This is a genomic window from Bradyrhizobium sp. CIR18 (genome assembly GCF_014198295.1).
In the GTDB taxonomy this organism is placed as follows: Bacteria; Pseudomonadota; Alphaproteobacteria; order Rhizobiales; family Xanthobacteraceae; genus Bradyrhizobium.
In genome coordinates, this window is record NZ_JACIHF010000001.1 from 917,307 (window position 1) to 930,505 (window position 13,199).

A 13,199-nucleotide genomic window follows, 5' to 3' on the forward strand; every position below is an offset into this window, starting at 1 on the left:
TGACCGGCGCGAAAGCCCGGCGCAAGGATCGACGCGGCCGTTCAGCTCGATTCGCACCATCTTATATGTCTTATATGTGTGGGTATGCGTGTGGTCCGCACCTAGCGGTGGAACCGCCAGATCCGCCAATGCGAGGGCGAAATCAGCACCGCCTCGCCGGCCCAGACATTGTACCAGACGCCGGACCTGCGCCGGCACGGAAACGACCAGGGCAGAATCCCAGTCTTGTGCGGACGTCCGAGTTCCAGATCGCACTCATCGGGAGCGATCTGAATCGGCAGCCATCGTCCATTGGTATCGGGCTCGCTCATGCCGCACGGGTCTTATGTGGCGGCACGACGAAGAAACTTGATTCAGCGCAACCAGGCCCACCCGTGCGAACACGGGTGCGGATGCGATTCTCGGTTCAGTGCGTGGAGACCCACGCCCTCGCCTCGCGCTGTGCGGCCGAGATCTCGGCATCCGACATCTGCCCGGCGACTTCCTGGCGCAGCGTCACGGCGTCCTTGCGGCCCTTCAGGGCGGCGAGGTTGAACCATTTGTGCGCGGCGACGAGATCGACGAGCCCGGAACGGCCGCTCGCCCAATAGATCCCGCGCTCGAACAGCACGTCCGACAGCGCGGTCGCGTCGATCGGCGTTGCCGTCTCCAGATCGAAAGTACCCTGAAACATAACGCATCCCCTTTTTTTCTTGTGCCTTGCTCCCCCGAGCGCGGCTCCCGTCCAACTCTGATGTGCATGACCCTTGCTGGGACCGCGCACTGTTCAACTCATCCCTTGGGCTTCTTGCCCAACGCCGTTTGCCGGCTTGTTGGAGGCGATGATGGCGGGCAAATTTGAATGGCAATTTAAGTATCGCGATGAAGCAGACGTAAACGCGAGCGCGCGGCGCCGGCGCGCAGAATTCAAGAAATCGCTGATTTGCAGGCACTTCTGCGTTTCGTCAGATTTGGTTTACCCTGGGATTTTGGGACATCGATAACCATCGCGCGCGGTGGACGCATCCTGCGGCGTCCCCACTCGCTATCGTCGCCCGCGCCCGGGCTATCGCCAAGGCTTCGCCGGGCCCCGTCGTCCTTGAGCGCCGAAGCTTCGGCGAAGGCGGCAGAAGGGTGACCGGCACTCCAGAGACGGCAATGTCGCACGAGCAGCCCGGCGTACTGGATCGCCCGGCCGGAGCGCGGCGATGACACCGCGAATGGCGAAAGCGGCGTGCGAGCAGCGCGCAATCAGGCCCCAGCCCTCGCCTGCCCAAGGTGGAGCGGCCAGCGCAACGATGACGCCGTGGTCAGATCAGCAATGTGGGGAAAAGGAAATGCCGGCAATACCCCGGCCTCAGGAGAACGAGGGCGTCGGCGAACACGTCAGGACCAGATTCCACTTTGACCGCGAGGCCACTCGTGAAATTGCAGAACCGGAGAACCGGCCCCGCACCGAACGAAGAAAACTAGTTTCTTCTGCCGGACCGCAAAGAGAACGGTCCGACCGTTGACCTGATGTCTCGCCGACACCCTCTATCGTCGACCAGAACCTCTAGGAGGCGCTGATGACGTGCCGGCTGCTGGAGCCGGCAACTTCAGAAGCGAAGTTACTTCTTCTTCTTCGCGACCTTGCGGGTCTTCTTCGCAGTCTTCTTCACTGCGCTCTTCGCCTTCTTCGCCTTCTTCGCTTTCTTGGCCATGTTGCCCTCCGATGTGTGAGATGGCTTTAATCGCTGCGTGCAGTCGGGGATCGAATGCACACTCATCCCGAATACACCAACACAACGAAAAAAACAGCGTCTCGCTTAAAGAAGTGTTGACGACGCAACGCGCGTGCGCTTTGCGAACGCGATGCAAGCGCACCGAACGACGGGTGCGAGCGACCGCAGAGCGTACGCGCAGCATCGACGTTCGCGGCGGATGCGATTGCAGAAAAACACTATGCAGCAAGTATTTTTCTTTGCGTACGCATCGCGCGCGATCATCGCGATGATGCGCATCGCCGATCCCGCGATCACCTCGCAAGGGCGCTTCGCGGACTCTGAGTCGCGATTTTTGGCAACGAAAATATTTTCATGCTTAACGGCGCGAACGCTCGCCGGAGCGTGTGCGAGCCGCCGTTTTGCGCGAATCGCGTGACGGCGATTCGGCCGTTGCATCGCGTCTGGTCGGGATGAAGTTTACCGCCGAGGGTGCGCGCGAGCGTCGCATCGAAAACCGACAGCGAGGTGACGGAGCGTGTCCGTCACCTCGTTCGAACGCGCGAGGTTAGAGGCCGAGCTTCGACTTGAGCACGTCGTTGACGCTCTGCGGGTTGGCCTTGCCGCCGGACGCCTTCATCACCTGACCGACGAACCAGCCGAGCGACTGCGGCTTGTCCTTGACCTGCGCGGCCTTGTCGGGATTGGCCGCGATGATGTCGTCGACAACCTTTTCGATCGCCGAAAGATCCGTGACCTGCTTCATGCCGCGGCTTTCCACCAGCGCGCGGGGATCGCCGCCCTCCTGCCAGACGATCTCGAACAGATCCTTGGCGATCTTGCCCGAGATCGTGCCCTCTCCGATCAGGTCGATGATGCCCGAGAGCTGCTCGGCGCTGACCGGAGAGCCCGTAATATCCCGGCCTTCCTTGTTGAGACGGCCGAACAGTTCGTTGATCACCCAGTTCGCCGCCATCTTGCCGTCGCGCGCGCGGTTGCCGAGCTTCTCGAGCACGGTCTCGTAGAACACCGCGCTCTCGCGCTCGGCGACCAGCACGCTCGCGTCATAGGGCGACAGGCCGAGATCGGCGACGAAGCGTGTCTTCTTCTGGTCCGGCAGCTCCGGCAGCTTCGCCTTCAGCTCGTCGACGAATTCCTGGCTGAACTCCAGCGGCAGCAGGTCGGGATCGGGGAAGTAGCGATAGTCATGCGCCTCCTCCTTGGACCGCATCGAGCGGGTCTCGCCCTTGTTGGGATCGAACCGGCGTGTCTCCTGCTCGATCTGACCGCCGTCCTCCAGGATCTCGATCTGGCGCCGCGCTTCATACTCGATCGCCTGGCCGATGAAGGTGATCGAGTTCATGTTCTTGATTTCGCAGCGGGTGCCGAGCGGCCCACCGGGCTTGCGCACGGAGACGTTGACGTCGGCGCGCAGGCTTCCCTTCTCCATGTCACCGTCACAGGTGCCGAGGTAGCGCATGATCGAGCGTAGCTTGGTCACATAGGCCTTGGCCTGCTCGGCGTCGCGGATGTCCGGTTTCGAGACAATCTCCATCAGCGCCACGCCACAGCGGTTGAAATCGATGTAGGACAGCGACGGAGACCGGTCGTGCAGCATTTTGCCGGGATCCTGCTCCAGATGCAGCCGCTCGATGCCGATGGAGACACTGCGGCCGCCGTCGAGATCGACAATCACCTCGCCCTCGCCCACGACAGGCGACTTGTACTGGCTGATCTGGTAGCCCTGCGGCAGGTCGGGATAGAAGTAGTTCTTCCGGTCGAACACCGAACGCAGATTGATCTGCGCGTTGAGACCGAGCCCGGTCCGGACAGCCTGCCTGACGCATTCCTCGTTGATGACGGGCAGCATGCCCGGCATCGCGGCATCGACCAGCGACACCTGCGTGTTCGGCTCGCCGCCGAACGCGGTCGAGGCGCCCGAGAACAGCTTTGAGTTCGACGTCACCTGGGCGTGAATCTCCATGCCGATGACCACCTCCCAATCACCGGTGGCGCCCTTGAGAAGCTTGTGCGTGGCCGTGCTCATGTCGTGCTCCCGAGCAGCGTGACAGCGATCCGCTCCCACTCCGCTTCCAATGAATCCTTTGCCGCGGGCTGGCCGGCCTGGCGGTACCAGTAGCCGGCATTGCCGAGATCGCCCTCGACGCGGTGCAGATAGGCGTGCACCCAGGCCGCGTCACGGCCGTTGTCGTCCTGGACGATCTTGTGCGCCTGATCCCAATCGCCCTTCGCGGCCCACCACAGGCCGGCGAGCGGCGCGCTCAGGTGTCGCGCGGGCGCCGCGCTGTCGAGGCTCGCGATGAACGCGGCGACATTCACCACCACCTCGCGGGCGTGAAGCGGCCGGCCGCCTGCTCGATCACCTCGCCGAGCGAGAACAGCGTCTCCTCCTCGAACGGACGGCCGATCAGCTGCAGGCCGAGCGGCAGGCCTTGCGCGTCCTTGCCGGCGGGCACCGCGATGCCGGGCAGGCCCGCCATGTTCACGGTCACCGTGAAGATGTCGTTGAGATACATCTCGACCGGATCCGCGCCGCCCTTCTCGCCGATGCCGAAGGCCGCCGACGGCGTCGCCGGCGTCAGGATCGCGTCGACGCCCCGCGCGAAGCAATCCTCGAAATCCTTCTTGATCAGCGTGCGCACCTTTTGCGCGCGCAGATAATAGGCGTCGTAGTAGCCGGCCGAGAGCACATAGGTGCCGATCATGACGCGGCGGCGAACCTCTGCGCCGAAACCTTCGGCGCGGGTGTTCTCGTAGAGCTCGACGATGTTCTTGGCCTGCTCGCGCAGGCCATAGCGGACCCCGTCATAGCGCGCGAGGTTGGAGGATGCCTCCGCCGGCGCCACGATGTAATAGGCCGGCAGCGCGTATTTGGTGTGCGGCAGCGACACCTCGACCAGTTCGGCGCCGGCCGCCTTCAGCCAGGCCGCGCCTTCGCTCCAGAGTTTCTCGATCTCGGCCGGCATGCCGTCGAGACGATACTCCTTGGGGATGCCGATCTTCATGCCCTTCACGGACTTGCCGATCGCGGCCTCGTAATCCGGCACGGCGATGTCGACCGAGGTCGTGTCCTTGGGGTCATGGCCGGCCATCGAGCGCAGCAGCATCGCGGCATCGCGCACGCTGCGCGCGATCGGGCCTGCCTGGTCGAGCGAAGAGGCAAAGGCGACAATGCCCCAGCGCGAGCAGCGGCCATAGGTCGGCTTGATGCCGACGGTCGCGGTGAACGCCGCCGGCTGGCGGATCGAACCGCCGGTGTCGGTCGCGGTGGCGCCCATGCACAGCAGTGCCGCCACGGCCGAGGCCGAGCCGCCGGACGAGCCGCCCGGCACCAGCGTGGTGTTGCTGCCCTCGCGCCGCCAGGGATTGCCCACGGGACCGAAGCACGAGGTCTCGTTCGCCGAGCCCATCGCGAACTCGTCATTGTTGAGCTTGCCGAGCATCACCGCACCGTCGCGCCACAGCTGCGAGGTAATGGTGGACTCGTAGGTCGGCACGAAATTGCCGAGGATCTTCGAGCATGCCGTGGTGCGCACGCCCTTGGTCGCGAACAAATCCTTGATGCCGAGCGGAATGCCGGCGAGCGGGCCGGCATCGCCCTTGGCGATCTTCTCGTCCACGGCCTTGGCCATGTCGCGGGCCTGCTCCGGCGTCTCCATCACGAAGGCGTTGAGCACGCGCGCGGCTTCGATGGCGCTCAGATGCGCGTCGGTCAGCTCGAGGGACGTGAAAGTCTTGTCGGCGAGACCCTTGCGGGCCTCGGCGAGCGTCAGCGATGTCAAATCGGTCATTTATTGATCGGGCTGCAGAAGAACGGAGACAGGGTCTTGTCGTTGGCCGGGTCGTCTTTTTTGGCGGCCGCATTCGCAGCGGCCTCGATCTCGTCGAGCACGGCATTGACGGCGACGTTGGGATCGGCAGCCTTGCCCTGCCGCTCCATCTTGTCGAGATAGTTCATGTAGGCCTGATAGGCCTTCTCATCGTCGCAAAGCAGGCACATCGGATCTAACCTGTTTATTCAACGACCTTGGGCACCAGGAAGAAGTGACCTTCGGTCGCGGGCGCGTTGGCAACGATATCGTCGGCGATCTCGCCGTCATCGACCACGTCCTGCCGCTTCTTCATCTGCATCGGGGTGACCGAGGTCATCGGCTCCACGCCCTCGACATTGACCTCCGAGAGCTGCTCGACAAAGGCGAGCATGGCGTTGAGCTCGCCCTGCAGATGCGGAACCTCGCCCTCGGAAACCGCGATGCGCGCCAGATGCGCGATGCGGCGGACGGTAGCGGCGTCGACGGACATTATATAAGGCCTCTCACGGCAAAACCTATGTGCCGTATAGCAGAGGCCGGTTTTGCGCCGCAACCGGCGCTAGCGCATGATCCGGAAAAGTGTGAAGCGGTTTTCCGAAAAGATCATGCGCAAACAAGAACCTAAAGCGCTTAGCTGGCCAGCGCTTTCATGCGGGCCAGCGCCGATTTGGCAAAATTCCGGGTCAATTCGGCCGCAGGGACCTCGCGGCCCAGCGCCACAGCCTGTCCGGCCCAGAGATTGGTGAAATCCACCCTGCCCTGCTTTTCCGCAGCCGTCTTCAATGGTCCCAGCGCGGTCGCGGCATGAGGAAACGGCGGGGCGTCCGGCGAGATCGGGCCAGCCTCGCGCATCAGGCGGTTCTGGACGCCGCGCGCCGGCCGGCCGGTCATGACATTGGTGATCACGGTGGAATCGTCCCGCGCTTCAGCCAGCGCCTTGCGGCCGCCGGCGCTGACCTTGGACTCCGGACAGCGCAGATAGGCGCTGCCGATCTGCACGCCCGAGGCACCGAGCGCGAAGGCGGCGGCGATGCCGCGCCCGTCCGCGATGCCACCGGCCGCGATCACCGGCACCTTCACGGCATCGGCGACCTGCGGCACCAGCGCGAACGTGCCGGGCTGCTCGGAGATCTTGTCGGTCAGGAACATGCCGCGATGGCCGCCGGCCTCGGCGCCTTGCGCAATGACGGCATCGACGCCGCGCTGTTCGAGCCAGACCGCCTCCTTCACCGTCGTCGCCGACGAGATGACGAGGCAGCCAGCGGCCTTGACGCGCTTGAGCAGCGCCTGCTCCGGGAGACCGAAATGGAAGCTGACGATCTCGGGCTTCAGTTCCTCGACGACCTCGCAGAAGGCGGCATCGAACGGCGCGCGGTTCGCCGCAGCGACCGGCGCCGCGGGATCGAGACCATGCTCGATGTAATAGCCTGTGAGCCGCTGCTTCCAGCGCGCTTCAGCCTCTGTCGAAAGGTCAACCGGCGTGTGGCAGAAGAAGTTCATGTTGACCGGCGCCTTCACGCGCTGGCGGATGATGTTGACCTGCTCGCGCGCCTTCTCCGGCGACAGCATCGCGCTCGGCAACGAGCCGAGCCCACCGCCCTCTGCCACGGCGATCACCAGCTCCGCATCCATCACACCCGCCATCGGCGCCAGCACGATCGGAAATTCGGTGTTGAAGAGGTCGATCAGTCGACGGTCAGGCCACATCGTTGTTCTCTCTCGTTTCTCTTACCCTCCCCTGGAGGGGGAGGGTGAAGAATCCTACCCCGCGACTACCGAGTTCCGCCGCCCGGCAAGAAGCTGCCCGGCCTCAATCGCAATCCGCTCGACGATCTCGGCTGCCGGTGGAATATCATGGATCAGGCCGACCGCCTCGCCTGCGATCACGGCGGCGACGTCGAAATTGCCGGCTGCCTTGGCCGCGGCATAATCCGCCGCGACCCCAGCGACATTCTGCATCAACTCGACTTCGCGACCACTCCAGCGCCGGGCATGATCATTGACTAGACACCGCCCGGTAAACGGCGCCGGCCAGACATTGTTGCGGGAGAGATCGAAGATGATGCCGCGCACAGTCGAGCCGCTGCTTGCCGCGCAAATGCGCCGCTTGGCCTCCTGTGCACCGTCGGCCTCCTCACTCGCATAGAAGCGCGTGCCAAGCAGCACGCCACTCGCGCCCAGCATCATCATCGCAGCAAGCCCACGCCCATCGGCGATGCCGCCGGCCGCAACCACGGGCACGCCCGCGGCAAGATCTACGATTGCGGGCACGAGATCGACCGTGGTGCGGGAGGCGCCGTGACCGCCCGCCTCCGTCCCCTGCGCGATCAGGATATCGGCGCCGGCTTCGAGCGCCTGCCGCGCCATCGCCTCGTCCTGTACCTGGCAGATCAGACGCGCCCCGGCCGACTTGATCTTGTTCGCGAACGGCGCAGGATCTCCGAACGATAGCATGATCGCGGATGGTCTTGCGCCGAGCGCGATGTCGAGAAGCTCGGGCCGCTTGGCGAGGCTCCATGTAATGAAGCCGATCCCGAACGGCGCGGACAGCGAAGCGAGCTTCGCGGTCTCCCGCTCCAGCCACGTCCTCTCGCCATAGCCGCCGCCCAGAATGCCAAACCCGCCGGCGCCGCTCACGGCCGCGACCAGACGGCTGCCCGCGATGACATCCATCGGCGCCAGCAGGACGGGATGGCTGATCTCAAGCAGCGTGGTCAGCGGTGTCGCAATGGGCATGGTCCTTCCCCGATCTGGACAGCGAGAGTAAGTGCGATTAGCATTCTCGAAAATTGAATTGTTGCGAACGCTACCATCTCAAACGCGAAACGGTACGATGGAACTCAGCGATCTCCAGACCTTTGCGGCCGTCGCCCGCAGCGGCGGCATCACCCGTGCCGCGGAAGAGCTGAACACCGTGCAATCCAACGTCACCCAGCGCGTGAAAGCGCTGGAGGCGGAGATCGGCACGCAGCTGTTCGAACGCCATAGCCGCGGCATGACGCTGACCGGCGCCGGCAAGCGCCTCCTGCCCTATGCTCAGCGGATGGCCGCGCTGTCGCGCGAGGCCGTGCTTGCCGCGCGCGACGATGGCGAGCCGAAGGGACCGCTCGCGATCGGTTCGATGGAGACCACGGCGGCGGTGCGGCTGCCGCCGCTGCTCGCCGACTTCCATCGCCGCTTTCCCGCGGTGCGCCTGTCCTTGCGTACCGCGCCGACCGCCGACCTCGTCGCGAGCGTGCTCGAAGGCGCGCTCGATGGTGCCTTCGTCGCAGGTCCGATCGCGCACGACGACCTCACTGCGACGAGCGCCTTCCGCGAGGAGCTGGTGCTGGTCAGCGCGCGGCGCTGGACCTCCCTCGCCGAGCTGCGCGCCGGCACGCCGGAGTCCGGCCCGACGGCACTGGTGTTTCGCACCGGCTGCACCTACCGCCAGCGGCTCGAGCAGGTGTTCGTCGAGTTCGGCTGGCCCTCAGCCACGCGCTTCGAGCTCGGCACGCTTGACGGCATGATCGGCTGCGTCGCCGCCGACATGGGCGTGACGTTGCTGCCGCGTGCCGTGGTCGAGCGCAGCGCAATGAACGGCAGCGTCTCGATGCACACGCTGAGCACCTCGCACGCGCGCGTCGAGACACTCTTCATCCAGCGCCGCGCCGGACATCAATCCAGCGCGCTGAGCGGATTTGCCGCTTGCCTGAAGTCCGATGAGGACGTCATCGCGGCCTGACGCGTTGAGACGTTCCATCGCACGAAATTCAACGTCACAAATCTGCCGTACTTGAATCGGTCGACGTCGCGCTGCGTTCGGCGGCCGCAGCACCGCGCGCTGAAATATTTTGAAGCGCAGACGCCTTTGACGTTAGGATGCGGCACTGCCAGCGCAAATTACCATAACGAAGCCAAAACATCGGGAGGACTATCGATGCGCAATACGTTCGTGTTGTGCTGTGTCGCCGCGTTGTCGGCGACGATCCAAACAGCAAACGCACAGGACTGGACCAAATCGAAATGGGGGCCGAACGACGAAATCGGCGCCGCCAACTACATGACGCCGGAGCTCGTGGTGAAAGCCGCCTCTCTGGTGAAGACCGGCAAGACCTACGCACTCGGTATTCCCGTCACGCCGCAGACGCCGGCCTATCCGCCGCGCGCCTTCAAGCTCACCATCGTGCAGCCCGGACAGGCCGGCATTCCAGGCCTCGGTCCCAACAAGGCCACCTATAACGACGACATCCTCGACACCTGGGTCGGCATCGGCAGCCAGCTCGACGGGCTCGGTCATCTCGGCGTCGAGCACGTCTATTACAACGGCAACAAGCTCGCCGACTTCGCCGATCCGAACGGATTGAAGAAGCTCGGCATCGAAAAGGTGCCGCCGATGGTCACGCGCGGCGTGCTGCTCGACATGGCCGCCTATTTCAAGACCGACGTGGTGAAGGAAGGAACCGCCTTCAACGTCAAGGAGATCGAGGAAGCCGCCAAGCAGCAGAACGTCGAGATCCGCCAGGGCGACGTCGTGATCTTCCACACCGGCTGGCTCAGCCTGATCGGCAAGGACGACAAGCGCTATTCCGCCGGCGAGCCCGGCCTCGGCGTCGAAGGCGCGAAGTATTTGACCGGCAAGGGCGTCGTCGCAGTGGGTGCCGATACCTGGGCCCTCGAGGTGCTGCCGTTCGAATCCAAGAACGTGTTCGAGGTGCACCAGATCCTGCTTGCGATGAATGGGACCTATATCCTCGAGAACATGGACACCGCGGCGCTCGCGCGCGACAAGGGCTATGAATTCCTGTTCGTGCTGGGCCAGCCGCGCTGGACCGGCGGCGTACAGGCAATGATCAACCCGATCGCGATCCGCTGACGTCGGACGCGCGTCTGGCGAAAGAAGCCGGGTGAGGACTTGCAGTGCCTCGATAGAGCGCACCGCTGCCCTCACCCGAACGTCGCCTCGGTTTCGCTGCCTCGCGAACCGAAGCGCTCATCAGAGTCGAATGTCCTCATAGGACTCGATCCGCCGCGGGCCGACCGAGGTCGCCTCGTGCGAATCCGCATCAGTGAGATTGCCGAAATCGAGCTTGGTCAATTTCGCGAGGTCCGCGATCGAGACCTGGAAGACACTGACATCCTCCTCCGACATCTTTTCGCGCAGATCCGCCTCCTGGATGCGATCGATCTCCATGACCAGCTTCCGCTGGCTCATCAGGAACGCCGCCGCCTTGAGAGCGTCGTCATCCTCGTTGCGTCGGATCAGAATCTTCCAGAAATATTTCGGGATCTGAACGCCGCCGAAGCTCGGATCCTTGTGCGGCCGCCCGGCCGGATTGGGCAGATCGGATCCATCGGCATCCGGCCCGTCGAACACCGGACCGTTCATGACGATGCCCTTCTCCTCGCCTTCAAGCAGGACATCGCGCGTGTAATCTTCCAGGCCCGCCCAGAGCTGCTTACCCTGGTTGAACGAGAAGAATTGCGGCGAGCAATTGGTGAAGTGGAAGGAATCGTCGCCATGCTGCTTGGCCGCGGCGACGGTGTCGCCCCAGGTCGCATCGAGGCGGCGCACGAGATGACCGCGATCGAACGGATTCTTGCTGCGGTCCGCTTCGAACGTGGCCTGCTTGCGGTAGAATTCGTCGCCGATCTGGGCATCGTCGTCGATGCGCGGATCGCGCAACCAGGAATCGCCTTCGCGCTTGCCGACGTCCTGTTGCTGCCCGCCGTCGATATTGACACAGCTGAAGAAGGCGAGCCGGCGCTCCTTGTTCATGACGACGCTGTAGTTGAAATATTTCAGCTCGGACTGCCTGGAGCTTCCCTTGAGCGTCGCGATTCTGGACTTGAGCGCGGCCGGAATCTTCGGCAGGGCCACCGAGAATTTACCGGTGCCGAGAAAATTTGCCTTGTATCCGGGACGCGATTTCAGCGTGCTCTGATCGATATGCACGGCCTCCATGGGCAGGCCGTTCGCACTGATGCGAGGCAGGAGGCCGGCCGGCGGAGCGATCAACGGCTTGCCACCGTTCGGCATACCGCCGTTCTGCGCCCCTCCGTTGCCCCCAGCCGGGCCCGGCTCGGGTGCCAGCGGCGCGAACGGAATCTCCTTCCGGAACATCGGCAATGGCACGCGGATCGGAACCACCAGCGAGGTGCCGTCGAGCGACTGCTCGACCCAGACATTGGCGCTGAACGCAGGCGCGGCGACCGGCGCGCGGGCCTTCTCGACCTCGAGCCGGATCGGCGGCTCTTCCTCGTCCAGCACCGGCTTGATCAGGGGATGGGAGCCAACGGCGACCTTGAGATCGGCGACGATCGCGCTGATCCGGATGCCTTCATTGGCGATCCAGTCGATCAGAGATTCATCCATCGACGGCTTCCAGACCTTGCCATCCTTGGCCAGGGTGCGGCCCTGCGCATCCTTCCGGGGAACGCCACTGTGGTGCAGCGCGACCACCTGCCAGAAGCGGTTGAACGCCGGCGAGCCCGACGATCCCGCCGTCGTATCGGTGTTGTACCAGAGGAAGTCGCCGACATATTTGAGCAGCTTGTTCTCGCGGACGCAGACCTGCTTCATCTGCCCGCTGGGGTGCTGGACGATGGTGAGGTACTCGCCGGGGTCTGCCTTGCCGGGCGCGCCGCTGAGCGGCAACCATCCCCAATCCTCGAGCTCCTCGTGGCCCGACAGCGAGGTCGGCGCCACCGCGACGACCGAGAAATCCAGCCTGTCATTGGTGTAGAAGAACTTGCCCGGCTCGAAACCGAACCGCACAGGCACACGCTCTTGTCCGGAGACGTCGAGCTCGTAGTTGAAATCGGCGATCGAATTGGCGGCGTCGGCCGGCTTGCCGAAGACATGATGGTTTGTCAGCAGCAGGCCCGGCCCGATCAGAAAGCCCGAGCCGTAGCCGAGCAGGTTCGACTTGAGATCCCTGAGCTGAATGCGGCAGACCGAGCGCGCGGCCGCGGTCCCCTTGGCGAGATAGTTGATGCTGTCGAGATCATTGCCCTGGATGATCCGCTCCAGGCCGATCTCGGCCTTCTCCACGTCCTGCGTCTCGGCCAGCAGCTGGCGCTGGCGCACGCGCATCTTCTCGACCGTCATCTCGATCGGACCGTCGCCCAGTTTCCGGTTCAAGGCTTCGGGTGAGAACTCGGCTTGCTTGAATCGCCTTTCTGAGCCCGCGATCAGGCTTGGCTTGATGAGCATCGGTGACCTCTCAAATGACTGGCGAATATTGGACCTGGTGAGCGCCTGAAAAAATCTGCGCGAAGTTGCAGCGCGGGCCGGATGGCCGATCGCTGCCGATCGTTCTGGAAATCGGGGCTCCGCCCCACACTACTTTAGACCTGTACATCTCCTGCCACGCAACCACCGGCATCATGCCATGGTCTGCAATGTCACCAGTGTGAGATTTCCCACATTTGATCGAAGCGCCCGCGCATCACGATTTCGCGCGCTGCTTGCTGCCGCTGGATCATCTACGGCTTCAGCTGCCACCGCCGCAGCGCCACGACGGCCCAGATCGCTTCGACCAGGCCGAACGGCCAGGCGCCCTGGAGAAAGCCGTAGGCCGAGCCGAGCGCGCAGGACGCGGCGAACAGCAGCACGAACCAATGGCTGCGATCTTCCAGGGCGTAAGTGACCAGCATCGCCGTGACGGCGAACAGGCCGAATAATGTCAGCGCGTCCATTGTT

The 13,199-nt window shown here is 64.0% G+C and carries 13 protein-coding genes; 2 read left to right on the forward strand and 11 right to left on the reverse strand.

The annotated features are described in order from the left end of the window. Positions 1-101: 101 nt before the first annotated feature. The 9 genes from GGD65_RS04440 to GGD65_RS04490 form a co-directional block, all read right to left on the reverse strand. Positions 102-311, reverse strand: a complete 210-nt coding sequence (locus tag GGD65_RS04440; RefSeq protein WP_018321085.1) for a hypothetical protein — start codon at positions 309-311, stop codon at positions 102-104. 95 nt (positions 312-406) lie between these two features. Continuing rightward, positions 407-673 (reverse strand): hypothetical protein, encoded by a 267-nt coding sequence (locus GGD65_RS04445; RefSeq protein ID WP_018321086.1) that lies wholly within the window; start codon positions 671-673, stop codon positions 407-409. Between the two features lie 1,577 nt (positions 674-2,250). Beyond that, positions 2,251-3,729, reverse strand: a complete 1,479-nt coding sequence (gene gatB, locus GGD65_RS04460; protein ID WP_183234488.1) for an Asp-tRNA(Asn)/Glu-tRNA(Gln) amidotransferase subunit GatB — start codon at positions 3,727-3,729, stop codon at positions 2,251-2,253. Then, positions 3,726-4,028, reverse strand: coding sequence for a hypothetical protein (locus tag GGD65_RS04465; protein ID WP_018321089.1), 303 nt, complete (start codon positions 4,026-4,028; stop codon positions 3,726-3,728). Before GGD65_RS04465 ends, gatB begins: the two co-directional genes overlap by 4 nt. Continuing rightward, positions 4,019-5,494, reverse strand: a complete 1,476-nt coding sequence (gatA, locus tag GGD65_RS04470) for an Asp-tRNA(Asn)/Glu-tRNA(Gln) amidotransferase subunit GatA (RefSeq protein ID WP_018321090.1) — start codon at positions 5,492-5,494, stop codon at positions 4,019-4,021. Before gatA ends, GGD65_RS04465 begins: the two co-directional genes overlap by 10 nt. Further along, a complete protein-coding gene (locus GGD65_RS04475) occupies positions 5,491-5,703 on the reverse strand; it encodes a hypothetical protein (protein WP_018321091.1) in 213 nt (70 codons plus the stop codon). Before GGD65_RS04475 ends, gatA begins: the two co-directional genes overlap by 4 nt. Before the next feature lie 14 nt (positions 5,704-5,717). Beyond that, complete coding sequence (gene gatC / locus GGD65_RS04480) at positions 5,718-6,005, reverse strand: Asp-tRNA(Asn)/Glu-tRNA(Gln) amidotransferase subunit GatC (RefSeq protein ID WP_028143922.1); 288 nt, start codon at positions 6,003-6,005, stop codon at positions 5,718-5,720. 140 nt (positions 6,006-6,145) lie between these two features. Continuing rightward, complete coding sequence (locus GGD65_RS04485) at positions 6,146-7,222, reverse strand: nitronate monooxygenase family protein (protein WP_183234489.1); 1,077 nt, start codon at positions 7,220-7,222, stop codon at positions 6,146-6,148. Between the two features lie 54 nt (positions 7,223-7,276). Beyond that, on the reverse strand, positions 7,277-8,251 hold the full coding sequence (locus GGD65_RS04490; protein ID WP_183234490.1) for a nitronate monooxygenase family protein: 975 nt from the start codon (positions 8,249-8,251) through the stop codon (positions 7,277-7,279). 97 nt (positions 8,252-8,348) lie between these two features. Between GGD65_RS04490 and GGD65_RS04495 the strand changes: the two genes are divergently transcribed. Both GGD65_RS04495 and GGD65_RS04500 read left to right on the forward strand, forming a co-directional pair. Continuing rightward, positions 8,349-9,239 (forward strand): LysR family transcriptional regulator, encoded by an 891-nt coding sequence (locus tag GGD65_RS04495; RefSeq protein ID WP_183232105.1) that lies wholly within the window; start codon positions 8,349-8,351, stop codon positions 9,237-9,239. A 195-nt stretch (positions 9,240-9,434) separates the two neighbouring features. Next, positions 9,435-10,370, forward strand: coding sequence for a cyclase family protein (locus tag GGD65_RS04500; RefSeq protein WP_183234491.1), 936 nt, complete (start codon positions 9,435-9,437; stop codon positions 10,368-10,370). 120 nt (positions 10,371-10,490) lie between these two features. Here the strand turns inward: GGD65_RS04500 and GGD65_RS04505 are convergent, their stop codons facing one another. Both GGD65_RS04505 and GGD65_RS04510 read right to left on the reverse strand, forming a co-directional pair. Next, positions 10,491-12,710 (reverse strand): DNA/RNA non-specific endonuclease, encoded by a 2,220-nt coding sequence (locus GGD65_RS04505; RefSeq protein WP_183234492.1) that lies wholly within the window; start codon positions 12,708-12,710, stop codon positions 10,491-10,493. 272 nt (positions 12,711-12,982) lie between these two features. Continuing rightward, positions 12,983-13,195, reverse strand: coding sequence for a hypothetical protein (locus GGD65_RS04510; protein ID WP_091967017.1), 213 nt, complete (start codon positions 13,193-13,195; stop codon positions 12,983-12,985). Between the last annotated feature and the right edge of the window lie 4 nt (positions 13,196-13,199).